The sequence below is a fragment of the Kamptonema formosum PCC 6407 genome (assembly GCF_000332155.1).
GTDB lineage: Bacteria > Cyanobacteriota > Cyanobacteriia > Cyanobacteriales > Microcoleaceae > Kamptonema > Kamptonema formosum.
The window spans coordinates 205774-225630 of record NZ_KB235898.1 but is presented as its reverse complement, the minus strand read 5'-3'; the positions used below and the strand labels follow the sequence as shown (position 1 = coordinate 225630).

The 19857-nt window shown below is 42.8% G+C and carries 19 protein-coding genes; 9 read left to right on the top strand and 10 right to left on the bottom strand.

Annotated features, from left to right (window positions below; all coding sequences use genetic code 11):
* Window positions 1–15: 15 nt before the first annotated feature.
* The 3 genes from OSCIL6407_RS0101020 to OSCIL6407_RS0101010 all read left to right on the top strand — a co-directional run bounded on the left by OSCIL6407_RS0101020 (window position 16) and on the right by OSCIL6407_RS0101010 (window position 2651).
* Complete coding sequence (locus OSCIL6407_RS0101020; protein ID WP_007358424.1) at window positions 16–462, top strand: NADAR family protein; 447 nt, start codon at window positions 16–18, stop codon at window positions 460–462.
* 292 nt (window positions 463–754) lie between these two features.
* Window positions 755–1831, top strand: a complete 1077-nt coding sequence (locus OSCIL6407_RS0101015) for a GGDEF domain-containing protein (protein ID WP_007356676.1) — start codon at window positions 755–757, stop codon at window positions 1829–1831.
* 166 nt (window positions 1832–1997) lie between these two features.
* On the top strand, window positions 1998–2651 hold the full coding sequence (locus OSCIL6407_RS0101010; RefSeq protein WP_007356675.1) for a Uma2 family endonuclease: 654 nt from the start codon (window positions 1998–2000) through the stop codon (window positions 2649–2651).
* An 18-nt stretch (window positions 2652–2669) separates the two neighbouring features.
* Here the strand turns inward: OSCIL6407_RS0101010 and ada are convergent, their stop codons facing one another.
* Entirely contained in the window at window positions 2670–3785 is a 1116-nt protein-coding gene (gene ada / locus OSCIL6407_RS0101005; RefSeq protein ID WP_007356674.1) for a bifunctional DNA-binding transcriptional regulator/O6-methylguanine-DNA methyltransferase Ada, read from the bottom strand.
* Window positions 3786–3983: 198 nt separating this feature from the next.
* On the bottom strand, window positions 3984–4481 hold the full coding sequence (locus tag OSCIL6407_RS0101000) for a hypothetical protein (RefSeq protein WP_007356673.1): 498 nt from the start codon (window positions 4479–4481) through the stop codon (window positions 3984–3986).
* A 316-nt stretch (window positions 4482–4797) separates the two neighbouring features.
* Here OSCIL6407_RS0101000 and OSCIL6407_RS0100995 point away from each other — a divergent pair, with 316 nt between their 5' ends.
* Genes OSCIL6407_RS0100995 through OSCIL6407_RS0100975 form a run of 5 tightly spaced genes read left to right on the top strand, consistent with a single transcriptional unit; the run spans window position 4798 to window position 10927 of the window.
* The gene (locus tag OSCIL6407_RS0100995) at window positions 4798–8388 is read left to right on the top strand and encodes a tetratricopeptide repeat protein (protein ID WP_007356672.1); all 3591 of its coding nucleotides are present in this window, start codon (window positions 4798–4800) and stop codon (window positions 8386–8388) included.
* Between the two features lie 21 nt (window positions 8389–8409).
* A complete protein-coding gene (locus tag OSCIL6407_RS0100990) occupies window positions 8410–8742 on the top strand; it encodes a hypothetical protein (RefSeq protein WP_007356671.1) in 333 nt (110 codons plus the stop codon).
* Window positions 8743–8775: 33 nt separating this feature from the next.
* Window positions 8776–9096 carry a hypothetical protein gene (locus OSCIL6407_RS0100985; protein WP_007356670.1) on the top strand — a complete coding sequence of 107 codons (321 nt, stop codon included), beginning with the start codon at window positions 8776–8778 and terminating at the stop codon, window positions 9094–9096.
* 49 nt (window positions 9097–9145) lie between these two features.
* Entirely contained in the window at window positions 9146–9319 is a 174-nt protein-coding gene (locus OSCIL6407_RS36085; protein WP_007356669.1) for a hypothetical protein, read from the top strand.
* 42 nt (window positions 9320–9361) lie between these two features.
* Window positions 9362–10927, top strand: a complete 1566-nt coding sequence (locus OSCIL6407_RS0100975) for a 16S rRNA (cytosine(967)-C(5))-methyltransferase (RefSeq protein WP_019486829.1) — start codon at window positions 9362–9364, stop codon at window positions 10925–10927.
* Between the two features lie 116 nt (window positions 10928–11043).
* On the opposite strand, the gene OSCIL6407_RS0100970 is transcribed toward OSCIL6407_RS0100975, so the two are convergent.
* The 8 genes from OSCIL6407_RS0100970 to petP form a co-directional block, all read right to left on the bottom strand.
* Window positions 11044–13407: a transglycosylase domain-containing protein gene (locus OSCIL6407_RS0100970; protein ID WP_007356667.1), complete on the bottom strand. Its 2364-nt coding sequence runs from the start codon at window positions 13405–13407 to the stop codon at window positions 11044–11046.
* 241 nt (window positions 13408–13648) lie between these two features.
* On the bottom strand, window positions 13649–14665 hold the full coding sequence (chlG, locus tag OSCIL6407_RS0100965; protein ID WP_007356666.1) for a chlorophyll synthase ChlG: 1017 nt from the start codon (window positions 14663–14665) through the stop codon (window positions 13649–13651).
* Window positions 14666–14872: 207 nt separating this feature from the next.
* Window positions 14873–15358: a DUF29 domain-containing protein gene (locus OSCIL6407_RS0100960; protein WP_007356665.1), complete on the bottom strand. Its 486-nt coding sequence runs from the start codon at window positions 15356–15358 to the stop codon at window positions 14873–14875.
* Window positions 15359–15466: 108 nt separating this feature from the next.
* Window positions 15467–15952: a DUF29 domain-containing protein gene (locus OSCIL6407_RS0100955; RefSeq protein ID WP_007356664.1), complete on the bottom strand. Its 486-nt coding sequence runs from the start codon at window positions 15950–15952 to the stop codon at window positions 15467–15469.
* 128 nt (window positions 15953–16080) lie between these two features.
* A complete protein-coding gene (locus OSCIL6407_RS0100950) occupies window positions 16081–16548 on the bottom strand; it encodes a DUF29 domain-containing protein (RefSeq protein WP_007356663.1) in 468 nt (155 codons plus the stop codon).
* A gap of 127 nt (window positions 16549–16675) precedes the next feature.
* Entirely contained in the window at window positions 16676–17143 is a 468-nt protein-coding gene (locus OSCIL6407_RS0100945) for a DUF29 domain-containing protein (RefSeq protein WP_007356662.1), read from the bottom strand.
* A 149-nt stretch (window positions 17144–17292) separates the two neighbouring features.
* Window positions 17293–18387: a Get3/ArsA fold putative tail anchor-mediating ATPase NosAFP gene (locus tag OSCIL6407_RS0100940; RefSeq protein WP_007356660.1), complete on the bottom strand. Its 1095-nt coding sequence runs from the start codon at window positions 18385–18387 to the stop codon at window positions 17293–17295.
* A 253-nt stretch (window positions 18388–18640) separates the two neighbouring features.
* Window positions 18641–18847, bottom strand: a complete 207-nt coding sequence (gene petP / locus OSCIL6407_RS0100935; RefSeq protein WP_007356659.1) for a cytochrome b6f subunit PetP — start codon at window positions 18845–18847, stop codon at window positions 18641–18643.
* 145 nt (window positions 18848–18992) lie between these two features.
* Here petP and hisF point away from each other — a divergent pair, with 145 nt between their 5' ends.
* Window positions 18993–19763: an imidazole glycerol phosphate synthase subunit HisF gene (hisF, locus tag OSCIL6407_RS0100930; protein WP_007356658.1), complete on the top strand. Its 771-nt coding sequence runs from the start codon at window positions 18993–18995 to the stop codon at window positions 19761–19763.
* Window positions 19764–19857: the final 94 nt, after the last annotated feature.

The window sequence follows — 19857 nt, the reverse complement described above, 5'->3', positions numbered from 1 at the left end:
AAAATTGGAGATATTATGACTATCTACTTTTATAGCACTCGCGAAGAACCCTACGGATGTTTCTCTAACTTTTCTGCTCACGGATTTGAGTTAGAAGGAGTATATTGGCTAACTAGCGAACATTATTTTCAAGCTCAAAAGTTTGTAGGTACGCCTCATGTTGAGCAAATTCGACAGGTGAAAACACCGAAGGATGCGGCGAAAATGGGGCGGGAGCGCAAACGTCCCCTTCGCCAAGATTGGGAAGAGGTGAAAGATGATATTATGCGAAAGGCGGTGCTGTGTAAATTTGAGACTCATGCGAATATCCGCGAAGTTTTGCTATCTACAGGTGATGAGGAAATTGTCGAAAATTCACCAATAGATTATTATTGGGGTTGTGGCAAAGATGGCAGCGGCAAGAATAAATTAGGGCTAATTTTAATGGAAGTAAGGGAGATATTACGGCAGCGGATAGAGTAATATAAGACCTATTACCAATTATAGAAGAAGGGGCTAGGGGCTAGGGAAAGAGGGAGAGCGGGGGAGCGGGGAAGATGGGGAAGATAGGGGAGATGGGTAATTAGCTATTAGCCATTAGCCATTAGCCATTACCAATTAGCCATTAGCCATTAGCCATTACCAATTACCAATTACCAATTACCAATTATCAGTCATACCTCATCTACCTGAAAAACGCTATATCACTATCAGAGGTATTCTGAGTCCTGTTCCTTTTTCTTCTTGCTTCTACTATAGCTTTCCACTTAGTGCCATGACATTACTAACGAACGATCCAATGGAAATCCTCAAGCGAAAAGCCATAATCTTCATCTTGGTATTTATGGTTTTAGGAGGAATACTAATTACATTTCTACATTTACTTGAAGGCACAACCCATACAATTTCGTTAGTAATTCCTCCTCTTACATCAATTACCTGCTTGAACCTTCTGATCTATCTCATTAAGTATCCCCAGCAAATTTACCGAGTCATAAATCTTCTTTTAGCGTGGAGTAGCTTTATCATCATTTTTCCAGAATATTCTTTTGTGATTGAGGCATGGTTAGACAAGGAAAAACGGTTGATTGATACTTTACCACCGATTTCGTCAGGACTTTTTTTGCTCACAACCAGCATGATTATTTTCTTGCGTCCTCGTCGATTGGTTCGGCTGACAATCCTACTTTGGTTTATTATAGCCGCTCCAGTGGTTGTTTACTTAATATTTCATATCCCAGAATTAGAAACACCTAGAGGCATAGATTTAATCGTTACACTTGTCCCTGCTATGGCTATTAATCTATGCTTCATTCGATTTTATTCGCAACTACAAGATGCGAACAATAAACTTTATCTTGAGCGCTTTCATCTTATGGAAATTTCCGAAAAAGATGCTCTCACCAGTGTATTTAACCGAGGTGCGGGAGAAAGGATACTCCAAGACTTAATAAATCAATCAGAGGAGCAGATCGGCATTATTTTGTGCGATATAGATCGCTTCAAACAAATCAATGATAATTATGGTCATTTAATGGGCGATCGCGTTCTACAAGTAATAGCTCAATCCTGTCAGAATCGGTTAAGAGAGAAAGATATTTTGATTCGTTGGGGTGGCGAAGAATTTTTAATTGTGGTGACAGGAGATGATGAAAAGGAATTAAAACAAATGGCGGAACATTTGAGATTGGCGATCGCCGATCGACAAATACCGGAAGTGGGCAAAGTCACTGCTTCATTTGGAGTTGCCTTGCGTCAACCGGACGAGGATATAGTTGAGCTATTTGCCAGAGCCGATCGAGCATTATATCGGGCTAAAGGGTACGGGCGGAATCAAGTAATCGCAGCCTAGTAAGTTGTTTAGTATTTTCGGGACTTTCGCATTCAACTAAATAAGCTGGGTTTTTTACCGAATTTCTAGGCTGCACGAAATATTTTCCTAAAAAACCCGGTTTCTTTGCCTTCATGCGAAAGTCATATAATATATAAATTGAGGCTCATTGGGAGGAAAATATCAAATGATTGTACCAGTTCAACCTCTAAATAAACCAGATATTGTTTACCCAGATAGTGACGGACAATTAATGGCAGATAATACTAAGCAGTTCCACTTAATTATCAAAATTCAGGGTGGTTTAGATGCCTTATTCAAGGATGCTGAAAATGTTTTTGTTGCCGGGGATTTGCTGTGGTATCCTGTCGAAGGAGATAATAAAATCCGCCAAGCACCTGATGTGATGGTAGTTTTTGGTAGGCCAAAAGGCGATCGAGGTTCTTATAGACAGTGGGAAGAAGATAATATTGCTCCGCAAGTTGTGTTTGAGATTATTTCCCCTGGTAATAGAATGGGAGAAATGTTCAAGAAATTGAAGTTTTATGAGCGTTATGGAGTGGAAGAATACTATCTCTACAACCCTGAGAATAATGATTTAACAGGGTGGTTGCGTTCAGATAATGAACTTAACGAGATTGAGCCAATGGGGGGATGGGTGAGTCCGCGTTTAGGTGTAAGGTTTGAGATTTCATCGGGAGAGTTGGAAATTTATCGACCGGATGGAGAGAAGTTTTTGTCTTATGTGGAGTTGGAAAGGCAGCGAGAATCGGCACAGCAACGTGCTGAAAAATTGGCGGCAAAATTGCGGGAAATGGGTATAAATCCTGATGAGGTTTGAATAGGTGATAGCGGCTAACTATTCTATTTTTTCATTCTTAAGATTTAGAGTCGGAGTTGTCGCATACTCTTTCTCTAAATCAATAAGTTTCTCTTTCCGAAAACTTCCCCAGCGATATCCTCCGACTCCCCCAACTTTGGGCACAACTCGATGACAAGGAATAACTAATGCAACTGGATTTGTCGCACAAGCGCGTGCCACAGCGCGGACAGAATTTGGCTGTCCAATAGCATCAGCAACGTCACTATAAGTAACAGTTCTACCAGCAGGAATTGCCTGTAAAGCATTCCAAACTTGCAATTGAAATGCTGTAGCTTTCACGTCGCAGGGAAGATTCGGTAGAGGTAAATTACCGCTAAGATAATCTATTAAAGATTGCATCCATTGACACAATTCTGAATCGGCTTTTTCCAGAGAAGCATTGCTGAATTCTCGTTGCAATTCGCTTTCAAGTTCTGCTGCATCATTTCCGAGGCGAATGTTGCAAATTCCGCGCTTAGTTGCAGCTACAATTACAAAACCGAGAGGAGAATTAGCGATCGCATAACGTATTTGTTCGCCGAAACCGAGACGTTTATAAGTATTAGGAGTCATGCCGAGTTGTTTTGGTGCTTTTTCATATAATCTGCTGCTAGAACCGTAGCCGACTTCGTAGAGGGTGGGTGCGATTTCTTCTCCCTCTCTGAGATGTTCTTTTAAACGTTTAATTCGCAGGGAATCGGCATATTGAAAAGGGGAAACTCCGACTATTTGTTTGAATATTCGCTGTAGGTGAGTGGGACTCATAGCGACGCGATCGCCTATTTCTGATAAGGTGGGTATGCGATCGCACTCTCCCTCGATATAACGACAGGCTGCAATTACCTTGTCTCTGGCGGGATTGTCAACAGTCGCATTTTGTGGCTGACAGCGCTTGCAGGGACGAAAACCTTGAATTTCTGCGGCTTCAGGTGAGTTAAAAAAAGTAACTTGGCTGCGGTTTGGTCTGCGGCTGGGGCAGGTTGGACGGCAATAAATGTTTGTCGATCGCACGCCGTAGAATAATTTACCATCAAAGTTGGTGTCTCGGTTCAGGATTGCTTGCCAAAGGGTTTCTTCTGAAAGAGATAAAATTTGCGGTGCTGATGCGTGCATAAATATTAAAGTTTAACTACATGACTTTAGCTTAAACATATTTTTAACTAGGTTCTATCCGATTCTTGCGATCGAATTTGAAAAAGGGGATAAAATCTGATGAGGTTTGAAGATGCGGCAATCGCACTGCGTTTGAACTTCCCAATAAAAAAACGTGACTCTTCCGATCTTATCAGATAAGAGCCACGCTATTTGTCTCTAAATAAACTTCAAATTGCCACCAATAATAATCGCGATCGCATCTTGATCTAACTCTCGCTTTAAGTACAAGGCAAACTGTTTAATCATCCTTTCCCCGACTTTCATCTCTGCTTGAGTGGTTAAGGCCGCAACTAAAAAACCAGGTTCTTCTACTAACTGTCCAGTTTCCTCTAAAATCCATCCTCCTTTGATATCAGGAAAAGCCGTGAATCCTCCAAATAAAGTCGCAAATAAGAATTTTGCTTGTTTTTGGTAAAAGGAGTTATCCGCTGGCTGGTTTTTATGTCGAGTTCCCGGTATAATCACGCCATTTAGACGATTTCGATCGGGCGTTTGCTCTTCAGTTAAACTGATAATTGACTGTCGCTGAGGCTCACTTGGTAATAACCTCTTGATGCTATTATCAATGGTGAAACAGAGCGCGATCGCATACGGCATTGTTGCCCAAGTTTGCTCAAGCAACACTTTTGCCTCAATCATGCTAAAATCAGTCATAACAACTCCTCGCTCTGATAAAGAGCAAAAAAATTACATTTGAAGTCAAAAAAACTAAAGCGGTACTGGTGGCAACCAGGCGATCGCTAACAAAGTTTCTAAAGCGTCTCTAGTCTCACCTGGGGTCGCTTTTTCGCTTATATGGCTAAGATAACAGGAGTAAAAATAAATGTCAACCAAAATCACCAGATATTTATCAAAAATGTGTTAAACTATAGATAATGAGTCTAAAGCCCAAGCAGGATAAGCTTTTTATGATAGTTCACCAAATGCGAACACAGCCTTAGACTACCAATCTCAACATTAAATGGTTAGTATGACAGAAACTTTTCTCTCCCACTTCACACCGAGTCTGATGTCGGGGGATATTTTAGAACAGATGCTTGTTCAACGTCAGGAACTTGCACAGGAACTTGTCGATCGCATTCGTGAAAGTGCAACTACCCCAGTTAAGCATTACACTTTACTAATTGGGCCGCGTGGTATTGGCAAAACTCATTTAATTTCTCTCATTTATCACCGCGTTCGTCATCAGGAAAATTTGCGCGATCGCCTCTTTATTGCGTGGTTATGGGAAGATAATTGGAGCATCACTTCATTTTTAGATTTAATAATTAGCATCTTTACAGCATTAAAGCAAGATTATTTAGATAAATATCAAGAGCAACTTCAGCAGAAAGTTGAAACTCTCTATTCATCTCCAGAGACGGCTGAACAGACAGCAGTAGAATTCTTAAAAGACTTTATTGGCGATCGCACGTTACTACTGCTAGTAGAGAACTTAGACCAAATATTTGACGGGTTAGGTAATTCTGGTCAAAAGCAATTTCTCTCTTTCTTGCAAGGGTCTAATTGCTGTACGATGATCGCCACCTCACCGAGTTTATTTGATGATGTTGATAATAAAAAGGCACCTTTTTATGATTTCTTTCGCCTCCACGACTTACAGGATTTAACGGTTGAAGATGCAGCACAATTATTGATAAATGTGGCAACAATCCAGGGCAATATTGAATTAAAAGATTTCATTGCTTCACCAAACGGACAAGCTCGGATTAAAGCTGTTCATCACTTAGCAGGTGGCAACCCCCGCGTCTATGTAATTTTCTCCCAATTCCTCACCCGTGAATCCCTGGATCAATTGGTGAAACCTTTTATGCGGATGCTCGATGATTTGACACCTTATTATCAGTCACGAATGCAATTTCTTTCGCCTCAACAGCGAAAAATTGTAGAGTTTTTGTGCGATCGTCGCCATGCTGTTAGTGTTAAAGAAATTGCGGAACACTGTTTTATTACACAGGCGACAGCATCTAGTCAACTTAAAACTCTGCGGAATTTGGGATATGTTACTTCTGAAGCGATTGGCCGTGAGTCTTATTATGAATTACGGGAAGTGCTGATGCGTTTTTGCCTTGATGTTAAGAAGCAGCGGGGTGAAGGGACGATACAGTTATTTGTAGATTTTTTGCGAATTTGGTACACGCGGGAAGAGTTGGAGCAGCGATTAGAATTAGGTATTGCTGATATTAGGCATAAGATGGGGATTGATGTTGCAGAACAATTGTTGAATATAAAACCCGATAAATTGCCTTTTGAGCTAATGAAATCGTTGCCTTCTAAGGCTGCAATGGAAATAAAATATCTGCGTTATGCGTTGGAAGCAGGCGAACAAAACGATCGAGACTCTGGCATGGGGGCATACTCTCAGGAATATAAAAATTTTTATGAGAAAGAAGACTATGTTAATGCTCTCCAAATCACAGATGAATTGATAATAAAAATTAATGGTAGTGCCGACGACTGGTTTTACCGGGGTTTGGCGCTAGGAAACTTAGGGCGAAATGAAGAAGCGATCGCCTCTTATGACAAAGCTATTAAAATTAAACCTGACTACCACCAAGCTTGGTATAAGCGAGGTAATGCGTTAGGGGACTTAGGACAATTTGAAGAAGCGCTCGCCTCTTATGACAAAACCATTGAAATCAAACCTGACCACCAAGAAGCTTGGTTTAATCGGGGTTGGGCTCTGCGTAAATTAGGGCGATTTGAAAAAGCGATTACCTCTTATGACAAAGCCATTGAAATCAAACATGATGATCACGAAGCTTGGTTTTACCGGGGTTATGCGCTGGATGACTTAGGGCGATTTGAAGAAGCGATTGCCTCTTACGACAAAGCCATTGAAATCAAACATGATGATCACGAAGCTTGGTTTTACCGAGGTTATGCGCTAGGAGAGTTAGGGCGATTTGAAGAAGCGATCGCCTCTTACGACAAAGTTATTGAATTCAAACCTGATGACTACTATGCTTGGAATAACAGGGGTTGGGCCTTGCAAAACTTAGGGCAATTTGAAGAAGCGATTGCCTCTTACGACAAAGTTATTGAATTCAAACCTGACAAGCACGAAGCTTGGTATAACCGGGGTGTTGCGCTGTTTAACTTAGGGAGAAATGAAGAAGCGATCGCCTCTTATGAAAAAGTTATTGAATTCAAACCTGATGACTACTATGCTTGGAATAACAGGGGTTGGGCCTTGCAAAACTTAGGGCAATTTGAAGAAGCGATTGCCTCTTACGACAAAGTTATTGAATTCAAACCTGACAAGCACGAAGCTTGGTATAACCGGGGTGTTGCGCTGTTTAACTTAGGGAGAAATGAAGAAGCGATCGCCTCTTATGAAAAAGCCATTGAAATCAAACCCGACTTCTACGAAGCTTGGTTTACCAGGGGTATTGTACTGTTCAAATTAGGGCGATTTGAAGAAGCACTCGCCTCTTATGACAAAGCCATTGAAATCAAACCTGACGACCACGAAGCTTGGAATAACCGGGGTTGGGCGCTAGGAGAGTTAAGGCGATTTAAAGAAGCGCTCACCTCTTGTGACAAAGCCATTGAAATCAAAGCTGATTACCACTATGCTTGGAATAACCGGGGTTGGGCCCTGCGAAACTTAGGACGATTTGAAGAAGCGATCGCCTCTTACAACAAAGCCCTTGAAATCAAACCTGACCACTACGAAGCTTGGAATAACCGGGGTGTGGCGCTACAAAACTTAGGGCGATTTGAAGAAGCACTCGCCTCATTAGACAAAGCCATTGAAATCAAACCTGACGACCACTATACTTGGTGTAATCGGGGGGCAACGCTCATCAAACTAAATTGCTATGAAGAAGCATTGATATCTTTAGATAAAGCCATTGAAATTGACCCCAATTATACGAGCGCTTGGTATAATCAAATCTTGGTGCTACACAAACTAAAACGCTATGAAGAATCCGCCAAATCTTTTTATAAGGTAATTGAACTTAACCCCAATTATCTTTGGATGCGACGCTGGTTGTTTTCTACACAAGAAGGTATTGAATCCTTCCTTGAATATAGCAGTAAAAATTTAGCATCTATAGATAAAGTAATTGAAGCTAGTTCCAATTTCTTCAAGAGTATCATTCGTCTCCTTGGTTTTAAGAGTTGGGATGACAGTATCACCATCTTAAATAACTCCATTGAAAATTTGAAGCCAGGGGAAGAAGCAAATACAGACGAGGCAAAACTGATAATTTCCAAATTGTTTAACAGTAAACAAGATCGAGAAGTTTGGCGATCGCGCCTCACAACCCTAGTCAACCTTTACAAAAAACACAATGTTCTCCCTGCTTTAGGACAAGGACTTGTTAACAACATCCCGGAAATAATGTCAGAAATGATTAGCGACAAAGCAGCGCGAATCTGGCTAGAAGTCTGGCAAGAACAGACAAGCAAATTCCCCGAATTTCAAATACCCTTACGCCTACTAAAAGCCGCCGTCCGCTACCGGGAAACCAAAGGCGATCGACGGGCCTTACTCGAACTTCCCATCGAAGAACGAAAATTGCTACAATCCATATTGAATTTAGAGCAATAAATAAAACAATAGGTAACAATTATGGTTTCCCAAATCACATCACTGAGAGCAGCAATTAACGCTCTTAAGCAGCATCGAGAGAAGCTGGAACCTCAACTCGGTAAAAGCAAGTTAGAAAGACTGCTTTTTAATCTCGAAGAAATCAATTTAGACATTGAAAACTTTGCCAATGAGCTTATTAGTGCTGCAAAAAAAGAAGCAGCTTTAGAGCAGCTTACAGAAACAGTTGATTCTTTTCAATATGGCTCTATTCCTCACATATTAGGACATCTTGAGACAATAGAAGAACTATTGGAAAATAACTGTTCTACCTTTCCCATACCCGCCACTAATGCTACAATATCACTATCCTAACTAACTAACCAAATTAAAAAATAGGAAAAAAACATGACAATAGCATCCCCTACCTGGAAACCTCGCCACCTCCCAGAAAAATACAAAAAAACACCAATTTCTACCGAAGAAAAAGCAAAGCAAAAAGCAGAAAGCGAACAACGATATCAACTTGCTCATGCTATTTTTGAACGAGTCCGCCCCGAACTAATCGCAGAGCATTACAATTGGTACATTACCATTGAACCAAACAGTGGCAATTATTTTATTGAACCAGACTATATGGCGATATTCCAAAAATTGCGAAATCAAGAGATAACGGGAAAAGTAGTCACTTTTCGCCTCAATGAAACGGGGATTTGTGGTACAATATGATTGAAGACAGATTTGAAAGTGAAACTAATCAACTCAACTATTTTTTGAAATGGGCTTAATTACGTTATCTCTCCAAGAAATTGCTAGACTACCTGTGACAGAACGCCATCAACTACTAGCACCATTTATAGCTGCTACAGCCGAATATTTTTTGACCGATCCTGAACTAACCGAATTTTCTGTACTTGATGGAGAAGACTGGGAAAATAACGAGCCAAATTAATATTTTCAACTATAATTAATATTCCTATAATTTAATAACTAAATGAAAAATCCTCGCCAACTAGCATTTATCGCCCTCCGCGAAGTCCACCGACGCGGCGCATTCGCAGACGTGGCCCTCGATCGCACCCTCCGCAACTCCGAACTCAGCGAACTCGATCGCAGACTCCTCACAGAAATAGTCTATGGTAGCGTCAGAAGAATGCGATCGCTCGATTTTCTTATCGACCAACTCGCCAAAAAACCTGCCTCCCAACAACCTCCAGACCTTCGCACAATTTTACACATCGGTTTATATCAACTCCAATATCTCACCCACATCCCCCCATCCGCCGCCGTTAATACCACCGTTCAACTAACAAAAGAAAACGGATTTTCAGGCCTTAGTAGCTTTGTTAATGGCCTCTTGCGACAATATACCAGAATTACCCCCCCAACCCCCCCTTATGAAGGGGGGGCTAAGAGTATTGCTTACGAAGGAGATGCTAAGAGTATTGCTTATGAAGGGGGGGCTAAGAGTATTGCTTATGAAGGAAATGCTAAGAGTATTTCTTATGAAGGAGATGCTAAGAGTGAGGATAAAACTAATACTACCCCCCAAAATAAAACAACCCCCCCCCTTACCAAGGGGGGGCAGGGGGGGGTTAATTCAATCCTAAAACTACCCGAAAATCCCATCGAACGCTTAGGAATTATCCACAGTTTCCCCGACTGGCTAATACAATTCTGGCTAGAACAAATCGGCGAAACCGAAACAGAAAAGCTCTGTCAATGGTTCAATCAATCCCCCACAATTGACCTCCGAATTAATCCCCTTCGTACCACCATTGACGAAGTAGAAAATGCCTTAAAATCTCATAATATAGCAGTTAATCGCATCCCCTATTTACCCCAAGCTTTAAGATTAAATGGCAGCATCGGCGCAATTTACAACCTACCAGGATATAACGAAGGTTGGTGGACAATTCAAGACAGCAGCGCTCAATTAGTCACCCATTTACTCGACCCCCAACCAGGGGAAACTATCATTGATGCCTGCGCCGCACCCGGTGGAAAAACCACCCACATCGCCGAATTAATGCAGGATAAAGGCACAATCATAGCCTGCGACAAAACCGAAAGCCGACTCAAAAAACTAAAACAAAATGCCGAAAGACTGCAGCTTAACTCTATTGAAATTCACACAGGAGATAGCCGCAACTTTCCTAACTTGATTAACAGTGCCGATCGCGTCTTACTAGATGCCCCTTGTTCAGGATTGGGAACCCTCCACCGCCGCGCTGATGCCCGCTGGCATCACACAGAAAAAAATATCGAAGAACTCTCAATACTGCAATCACAATTATTAGCAAATGTCGCTACTTTTGTCAAGCCCGGAGGCAAATTAGTTTATGCAACCTGCACAATTCACCCCTTAGAAAACGAAAACATTATTGAATCATTTTTAACCAACAATCCTGACTGGCAAACAGAACCAATAATACTCGATTTACCCATAGAACCCACAGCCGAGGGATGGCTCAAAGTCTGGCCGCAAAGACAACAAATGGATGGTTTCTTTATAGCCACCCTAAAAAAATCATCATCGCCTTATATAGCTAGGGACTAGGGTTTAGGGGCTACGCATAGGTGTCAACTTAAGCAGAAAGCCCGCCAGGGGTTTTAACCCCTGTCGGATTCAGGGTTTGACCTTAAGTTGACACCAATGGGGGCTACGATCATCAGTTAATTATAATTCTCAACAGGTTCTTGATAAGCTGGCTCTTGATAACTCTCTGGTTCTTGATAACTACCTGGATCTTGATAAGTAGCAGAATCGTGGGAACTACCCCCAGGATTATAAGGAGAAATAGAATCGTCATCATTCTTAATCATCCCATAAACCACATTCCCAGGCTGCACGGGCTTCGCCTTAATACTCCCCTTTCTCCCCTCCAATTCCGGCAACTTCGGAAACTCCTCAATAGGCATTCCCTTCACCACCTGAGACATAAATTCCCGCCAATTATAAGCGGCTGTACTACTAGCCCCATAAGTCGGATAATTATCATCATTTCCCAGCCAAATACCCGTCACTACCTGGGGGATAAAACCAATAAACCACAGATCGCGAGCCTGTTCAGAAGTACCAGTTTTGCCAGCAACATTCCGATCCGACAAAGCCGCAGGCCCTCCCGTACCGCTTTGCACCACTCCCTGCAACATCCAAGCAATAATTGCAGCACTATTTTTATCGACAACTCGCTTAGGTTTAAAATCAGCATTGTAAATTACATCTCCTCGCTGATTAATCACCCGGCGAATCCCGTGAGCCTCGATATAATTCCCTTGCGCTGCTAGAGTGCCGTAAGCATTAGTTAACTCCAGCAAATTCACCTCCGAAGCGCCTAAAGCCAGCGAATAAGTGGGATTGAGTTTCGACTTAATCCCCATATCATGAGCTAACTTAATCGTCGGATCGAACCCAACATCAACTAACACTTTCACCGCTACCACATTCACAGAACTTGCTAGCGCGTCAGCCATCGATCGCCAACCGCTAAACCTTTTACCATAATTATTTGGTTGATACCCATCAAAAATCACCGGGCCATCTTCATAGCTGTCATAAGGCGAAAAACCAGCCGCGATCGCAGCCGTATAAACCAACCCCTTAAAAGTAGATCCGGGCTGCCGTAAAGCTTGCGTAGCACGGTTAAACTCACTTTTTTGAAAATTCGCACCCCCCACCATCGCCTTCACTTCCCCAGTGCGAGATTCAATTGAAACCAGCGCCGCTTCCTCAAATCCCTGAGCTTTACCGTCAAGTTCTACAGCATCTTTCATCACCTGCTCTGCTATTTTCTGCCACTCCAAATTTATACTCGTTTCTACAGTCAAACCTCCCGCTTCCAAAGCATCTTTAGAAACATAGCGTGGCAATTCTTTCATAATATATCTGGCAAAATAGGGAGCTTGCACTTGCAGCCGTTTTGGAGCACTTGGTTTCACCGCCAGAGGTTGTGCGATCGCATCCCGTTCTTGCGCCACTGTAATCACCTTAGCTGCCAGCATTTGCTGCAACACAATATTGCGGCGTTCCTTAGCAGCATCTGGATTCACCAGAGGCGAATATTCACTTGGCGCAGGAGGTAAACCCGCCAAAGTCGCCATCTCTGCCAAAGTCAATTCATTCACCGGCTTACTGAAATAAACCCAGGCTGCATCCGCCACCCCATAAGCACCAGAACCCAAATAAACCAGATTCAAATAGCGCTCTAAAACTTGATCTTTATTCAATTCCCGCTCAATTTTCTGAGCCAAAAGCGCCTCGCGCACCTTCCGCAACAAACTACGTTCTTGGTTGAGGAAAACAATCCGCGCTAACTGCTGCGTAATCGTACTTCCACCCTGTACTAAATCCCTCGCCATGATATTAGAAGCGATCGCCCGAAAAATCCCTTGATAATCAACCCCCCCATGTTCATAAAAACGCCGATCTTCAATCGCAATAAAAGCCTTAATTAACTGTTCGGGAATCTCCCTCAGTTGCAGCTTTTCCCTAGTTGCAGGCCCACTTTGCAGCAAAATCGTTCCATCAGCCGCCTTAATACTCAAAGTCCCATCGCGAGTAAAAGCCGACATATCAGCAATATTCGGCAAAGCTTGCTCTAAAGTACGTAGACTCCACCAGACATAGCCCAGAGCACTACCGCCAACAGTAACTACACCTACTCCTACCCAAAATATAGGGCGGCGGTAAAGATTTTTCTTGCCACTACTCGTCAGAGGAGGAAATTTGGCATCAAACCAAGCCCGAATCTTCCTCAAGCCCGACCAATCTCGCTTAACTATATCAACCTTATTTGCGTCAGATGGCTGATTCTCTGTCTCAAGTGCAGCACCTTCGGCTGTCAGCGGTTCAGCATTAACTGGCACACCTTGCTGTAATTCTTGACCCGTCGGCGGTGTAGGCACTGCCCCTTCCGTTATAGCTTGGTTGAGTCCGTCGCCATCGGTAGCAGGCGACCAATTTTCATCAAAACTCGCCCCTACAGCATTGCTGCCTTGGCTTGCCGGATCTTGCATATTTGATAAAGATTCTGCCACGTTAGACTTTTAAACCACCTGTTAATTTTAGAACGAAGAAGGAAGAAGGGGTTAGGGACTAGGGGTTAGGGACTAGGGGTTAGGGACTAGGGGAAGAGGGAACAGGGAAAAAGAATTAATTATTTAGGAGAGAAGGAAAGGGAATTATGAGCGAGTTATAAACGTGACTTGTAACTCAAAACTCTTCCCTAATCCTGAGCATCCTAGTCCCTAGCCCCTTCTTCTAGCCCCTTCTTCCCCCCTAGACCCCTGCGTGGCCTAGTGCTAAGGCAGCCACAAGCATACCTAATACTAGGAAAGGCTGGGCACTTGCTTGATATTTAACATCATTTTCCAGAGGATTGCGTAGAAAATACATATCTTGGAAAGTGATTTGGGGAATCACCAACAACACGAGGAGGACAGCATAGAGATTCTGGTGGATGCTAATCAAGTATGCCGCAATTCCCAATTGAAAGATGTCGATCGCGCACACGCAAATCCAAGCCGCCTTATCCACACCAAACATCACAGGCAAGGATTGTAACCCCAATTGGCGATCGCCTTCTACACTCTTAAAATCATTAACAATCGCAATTCCCAACCCTGCCATACTGTAAAACAGGGTCAAAATCATAATCGTTGCATCCAGTTTGCCAAACAAAGCTTGTCCCGCCCACCAAGGTAAAGCAATGTAGCTAGAACCCAAGGCATAATTCCCCAACCACCCATTCTGCTTAAGTTTCAGCGGTGGTGCCGAGTAAATATAAGCGATAAAAGCGCCGCCGAGAGTTAAAAGAACCACGATCGGAAACTTATGACCGGCCCACAAATCAAGGGCGATGGAAATGCCGATCCCACCTAGCAGCAATACAAAAATTTGAGTGACGACTTGCGGAATCGAGATCGCACCGGAGGGAATAGGACGGTAGGGTTCGTTAATGGCATCGATTTCGCGATCGTAGAAATCGTTAAGGGTTTGGGTATATCCTGTCATCAATGGGCCTGAGAGCAACATACAAGCCGCTGCTACTAACACATTTTCCAGCGTCCAAGTGTAGTTACCAGAAGAAGCCGCCCCACACACAACTCCCCAAATTAGAGGAATCCAAGTAATCGGCTTCATCAGTTGCAAGCGAATTTTCCAGATAGAAGTTTCGCCCGGTGCAGCCCCTTTCATGCCCAACATTTGCCGAGTTTTGGCGGTGCGGCTATCTGTTTGGGTAGCACTGATGGGTGTTGGCTCTGGAGTAGACTGGGAAGGAGGAGAATCAGACATAGTTTTATGTTGACGGTGCTATCTTGTAGCTCTACGTTGCAATAATATTTCTGATAGGATACCATTGATATTCATAGATATACTTAATTTTTAACCGCACAGCGACGCAGATAATTACTAATTGCTAATTCTTAATAAAGATCGGGCCGGAATGGCAGAGTTACAGATATCTATCGTAAACTGTCTTGGCAATTGCTATAAAATAATTTAATTTTGTTCGGTTATCTCCTGAACGTTTCCATCGGGCAGAAAGTTAGAATCTAACACCTCAATAGAAGTGTAAGGACATAATTGGGGAAATACTTCTATCGGCAATCTAGTTTCAGCACTTGCCTGTTTAACCGCAGCCGCATAGCACTTATCAAATATCTCTTCTAAATATGGTTTCAGGCTAGGAGAATCTTCCAAATCGTCCTGAATGCGCCGCCGATGTTCTACGATGCTACCTTCCCAGCTACCGCTTCTCAACTCTGGCTGAAATTGCCACTTGAGCAAGTGCATAATGACTACAATAATATTGCTTTTGAGGCTCTTGCGTTCGCTTCTTCCCATGCTTTCTATTTCCTCAATCAGGTTTTCCCAATCAACGTTTGAGAAATCCTGCGATCGCAACTTTTCTACTGTTGTTTCAATCCATTTCAAGTAGTCTGCCTCATATAAGCTCTGTCTGTCAATTCCTATTTCTGTCACCATAACGTTCACTCCCAATGTTTACAATTATGTTTCTCTGATTTACAATTATATTTCTATCATAAATATGGAAAATTTTGTCCATAAAAATCTATTTATAGCTCTCCTAGTTTAATTCTCTTCATTTATTTCCTCAACTTTTTCATCGGGCAGAAAGTTAGAATCTAACACCTCAATAGAAGTGTAAGGACATAGTTGGGGAAATACTTCTATCGCTAATCCAGTCTCAGCACTTGCCTGTTCAACTGCATCCCAATAACATTCCGCAAATACCTCTTCTAAATATGGTTTGAGACTGGGAGAATCCTTTAAATCGTCGCGAATTCGCCTGCGATGTTCGACAATGCTGCTTTTCCAGCTACGACTTCTTAACTCTGGTTGAAATTGCCACTTGAGCAAGTGCATGATAACTACAATAAGATTGCTCTTAAAACTCTTGCGCTCACTCCGCCCCATGCTTTCTATTTCCTCAATCAAATTTTCCCAGTCAACGTTTGAGAAATCCTGCGATCGCAACTTTTCTACTGTTGTTTCAATCCACTTCAAGTAATCCAATTCATATAAACTTTGTCTGTCAATCCCTAGTTCCATTACCATATTTTTTACCTAAGTTTATGTTAATATCATTTACACACTTTCTACCAAAAACTAGGGCTTTAGATTGCTTTGTAAGACTCGCAATGACACAATTAAGTTTAAGTTGTTTTTGCCTAAGTCTGGTTAATTTATTGAGCATTTTCATCTGGCAGAAAGTTAGAATCTAAAACCTCAATAGAGGTATAAGGGCATAATTGGGGAAATACTTCCAGAGGCAATCCAGTTTCAATACTTGCTCCTTGAACTGCATTTGAATAACATTTAGCAAATACCTCTTCTAGATAGGGTTTGAGACTAGGGGAATCTTCTATATCCTCATGAATGCGCCTGCGATGTTCAAAAATGCTACTCTTCCAGCTACGACTTCTTAATTCAGGCTGAAATTGCCACTTTAACAAGTGAATTAATATCACAATGAGATTGCTCTTGAAGCTCTTGCGCTCACTCCGCCCCATGCTTTCTATTTCCTCAATCAAGTTTTCCCAGTCAACGTTTGAGAAATCTTGCGATCGCAACTTCTCTAATGTTGTTTCAATCCACTTCAAGTAATCCGCTTCATATAAACTTTGTTTGTTAATTCCTATTTCCGTCACCATATTTTTACCTGAGTTTATGTTAATATTATTTACACACTTTCCACCAAAAACTAGGGTTTTAGATTGCTTCGTAAGACTCGCAATGACACAATTAAGTTTAAGTTGTTTTTGCCTAAGTCTGGTTAATTTATTGAGCATTGTCATCTGGTAGAAAGTTAGAATCTAACACCTCAATAGAAGTATAAAGGCATAATTTGGGTAATACTTCCAGAGGCAATCCAGTTTCAATACTTGCACTTTCAACGGCATTGGAATAGCATTTAGCAAATATATCTTCTAGATAAGGTTTGAGACTGGGGGAATCTTCTAGAGCGTTGCGAATGCGCCTGCGATGTTCAAAAATGCTACTTTTCCAGCTACGGGTTCTTAACTCTGGCTGAAATTGCCACTTGAGTAAGTGCATAATAACGATAATAAGATTACTTTCTAAACTCCTGCGTTCGCTTCTACCCATGCTTTCTATTTCTTCAATCAAGTTTTCCCAGTCAACGTTTGAGTAATCCTGCGATCGCAACTTTTCTACTGTTGTTTCAATCCATTTCAAGTAGTCCGTCTCATATAAGTTTTGTCTATCAATTTCTAGTTTTGTCACCATAACGGCTTCCTCTTAAAGTTCTCACCTAAAACATCTTAAATAAATGACTCTCTCGCCGAGTGGGGGCGGGTTTTTTAGTCTTTCTGTACTGTGTAAAGCTACTGGCGAACCCGCCCCTACAGGTTTTTGAGGATGGTGCAAGATGTAACTTAAAATGAAATAATCAAGTAACTATTCTGAAACTTAGCACCAGTTACGGATTTTCCAGTTAATGCGGGAGGTAGGAGAATATTTCGTCGCTGATCTCCGGCATCAATAGTAACTTCCGGCCCTGACTGCGTAAGTTTGATTTGTTTTTTGTCAAATCCCGGCAAAAATAAACTAACTTGACGGTCAGCAACGTTGATGGTAATCGGTTTTGGTGCTTCACTGGCCTTACTAAAATCTGGTAAAGCATCCATTAATTGCTGCCAGTTATTATTACCCGCTACAGGGATTGATACTGCTGTCAAAGGGGCAAATTCGGCGGCAATAGTCTCTGTAACTGCTGATTGATTAAGGATAACACCGCCAACTGTAAGACCGACTTGTTGAGAACTACCCCAGAGATAACGGGCCGTTGCGATCGCACTTTCCTCCCCATTCGTCACCAAATAAGCTGCCACTCGATTCGGATCTGCGATCGCCCCTCTACCCTGATCTAAAATATTATTAACTTGTTGTGCTGGTTGGGCAAAATTATCGCCCGACCAATCAACATTAAGAACAGTGCTAACTACGGGTTGCACAAAGGGGGATAGAGATTTACCTAAATCTGAGTCTGCAAAAACTTGGCGGAAGCGACGGATGTACCAACTCAAAATTTCCGCCATTCCCAGCATCCGCAATTCCTCAAGACCACCGCTGCCATCGTAGACAATAACATCGTACTGTCCCGAAGCATCGTACTCCCGCAGAGCATCGAGTGCTAAAGCGCTGTCCATTCCTGGCAATATGCCTAATTCTTGCCCGTAAACCTGTTTAAAGAAAGGAGTGCGGAGATATTGAGCTTCCAGAGTCTTCAGTTCCTCCCACCTCTTCTCTAGCAGCAGTGTGCTTTGAAACTGCACTGCTTTGAGGTTAGGGGCTATTTCCTGGGGTTCTCCACTCACAGTAGCACGTAGCATAATCCCTAGAGCTGGCCCCGGTTCTTGACCAGCTAGCAGGACTCGCTTACCAGAGGCGGCAAACTTTTTCGCCGCTGCGATCGCGATCGTGGTTCTACCTGTACCGCCTTTGCCCAAAAATGTCAAAATCAAAGCCATTTTCTGTTCCCGATGCCAATAGCCTACAATTCAGCCCAACCCTCTGTCAGCGATCGCAGTCATTCCCTCTACTAGAGAACAACTTGACCGTTGCAGTTTTATCAGTTCAGCGTTCTTGACTATGTTAGCGGCCAGTTAGCCTCAGTGCCATCTCAACACAGAAGGAGATCGGAAAATAATAGTGATGAGCTATGAGATTGCTTGATTCAAAAGCAATCTCATAAGCAATCTTATAAGAACTCCAGCCCCTATACTAAATAGGTTCTAGCTCATCTTCAAAGAACCACGTCGCAAAGTTAGCGTCATCAAACTTGACAACTACGCCTACTCCGCTGCCGTCAACCATTCTGAAACCATCAACTGTGCCAACTGGATTTTGCTTCAACTTACCGATGATATTTGCAGGTACCCGGTCTCTAAGACGGCGCACCTTGACTCTCTGACCTACTTCTATAGACACTTAAATGTTCTCCTCTCATCAACCAATCCACAGTTTATCTGATTTGGGGGTTGGGCGATCGCAGCAAGGAAGTGCAGAATTAACAATGAAAAGAGCGATCGCGAAGCAATCTCAAAACTCTTTAATCCCAATCATCAGGTAGGTTATGTTAGCTAAAAGAATTTTGCCCTGTTTGGACGTAAAAGCTGGTCGCGTGGTCAAAGGTATCAACTTTATCGATCTTAAGGATGCTGGCGATCCAGTAGAACTAGCCCAAGTCTATAATGAGGCGGGTGCTGATGAGTTGGTGTTTCTAGACATTACTGCGACCCACGAAGACAGAGATATTATCGTTGATGTGGTCTATCGCACGGCGGAAAGGGTGTTTATCCCGTTGACGGTAGGTGGGGGTATCCAAAACTTAGAAACAATTAAAAATTTGTTAAGAGCCGGTGCTGATAAGGTCAGTATCAACTCAGCGGCGGTACGCGACCCCGATTTTATCAATCGCGCTAGTTCGCGGTTTGGGAATCAGTGTATTGTAGTGGCGATCGATGCTCGGCGGCGGGTCGATCCCGACAATCCGGGATGGGATGTTTATGTGCGGGGTGGTCGTGAAAATACGGGAAAAGATGCGATCGCCTGGGCTAAGGAAGTTGAACAACGCGGCGCTGGCGAACTTTTGGTAACAAGTATGGATGCTGACGGCACTAAGGCTGGTTACGATTTAGAATTGACCCGCACTATCGCTGAAATTGTCGAAATTCCGGTGATTGCTTCTGGAGGGGCCGGCAACTGCCAACACATTTACGAAGCTGTAACCACAGGTTCGGCCCAAGCCGCGCTATTGGCTTCCCTGCTGCATTTCGGCGAACTCAGTGTCGCTGAAATTAAGAGTTATCTAGCTAAGCACGAAGTACCAGTGCGAACCATCTAAACCAACTGTAAGAAGGAGGCAGGAGGCAGAAGGCAGAAGGCAGAAGGAAATCTCCCCCATCTCCCCCATCTCCCCCATCTCCCCTGCTCCCCAT

Coding starts and splice junctions, on each gene's coding strand:
- OSCIL6407_RS0100975 (WP_019486829.1), top strand. CDS start 9,362: ATGAAAAATCCTCGCCAACTAGCATTTATCGCCCTCCGCGAAGTCCAC.
- OSCIL6407_RS0101000 (WP_007356673.1), bottom strand. CDS start 4,481: ATGACTGATTTTAGCATGATTGAGGCAAAAGTGTTGCTTGAGCAAACT.
- chlG (WP_007356666.1), bottom strand. CDS start 14,665: ATGTCTGATTCTCCTCCTTCCCAGTCTACTCCAGAGCCAACACCCATC.
- ada (WP_007356674.1), bottom strand. CDS start 3,785: ATGCACGCATCAGCACCGCAAATTTTATCTCTTTCAGAAGAAACCCTT.
- OSCIL6407_RS0101015 (WP_007356676.1), top strand. CDS start 755: ATGACATTACTAACGAACGATCCAATGGAAATCCTCAAGCGAAAAGCC.
- OSCIL6407_RS0100990 (WP_007356671.1), top strand. CDS start 8,410: ATGGTTTCCCAAATCACATCACTGAGAGCAGCAATTAACGCTCTTAAG.
- OSCIL6407_RS0101020 (WP_007358424.1), top strand. CDS start 16: ATGACTATCTACTTTTATAGCACTCGCGAAGAACCCTACGGATGTTTC.
- OSCIL6407_RS0101010 (WP_007356675.1), top strand. CDS start 1,998: ATGATTGTACCAGTTCAACCTCTAAATAAACCAGATATTGTTTACCCA.
- OSCIL6407_RS36085 (WP_007356669.1), top strand. CDS start 9,146: ATGGGCTTAATTACGTTATCTCTCCAAGAAATTGCTAGACTACCTGTG.
- OSCIL6407_RS0100950 (WP_007356663.1), bottom strand. CDS start 16,548: ATGGTGACGGAAATAGGAATTAACAAACAAAGTTTATATGAAGCGGAT.
- OSCIL6407_RS0100960 (WP_007356665.1), bottom strand. CDS start 15,358: ATGGTGACAGAAATAGGAATTGACAGACAGAGCTTATATGAGGCAGAC.
- OSCIL6407_RS0100945 (WP_007356662.1), bottom strand. CDS start 17,143: ATGGTGACAAAACTAGAAATTGATAGACAAAACTTATATGAGACGGAC.
- OSCIL6407_RS0100955 (WP_007356664.1), bottom strand. CDS start 15,952: ATGGTAATGGAACTAGGGATTGACAGACAAAGTTTATATGAATTGGAT.
- OSCIL6407_RS0100995 (WP_007356672.1), top strand. CDS start 4,798: ATGACAGAAACTTTTCTCTCCCACTTCACACCGAGTCTGATGTCGGGG.
- hisF (WP_007356658.1), top strand. CDS start 18,993: ATGTTAGCTAAAAGAATTTTGCCCTGTTTGGACGTAAAAGCTGGTCGC.
- OSCIL6407_RS0100940 (WP_007356660.1), bottom strand. CDS start 18,387: ATGGCTTTGATTTTGACATTTTTGGGCAAAGGCGGTACAGGTAGAACC.
- OSCIL6407_RS0100985 (WP_007356670.1), top strand. CDS start 8,776: ATGACAATAGCATCCCCTACCTGGAAACCTCGCCACCTCCCAGAAAAA.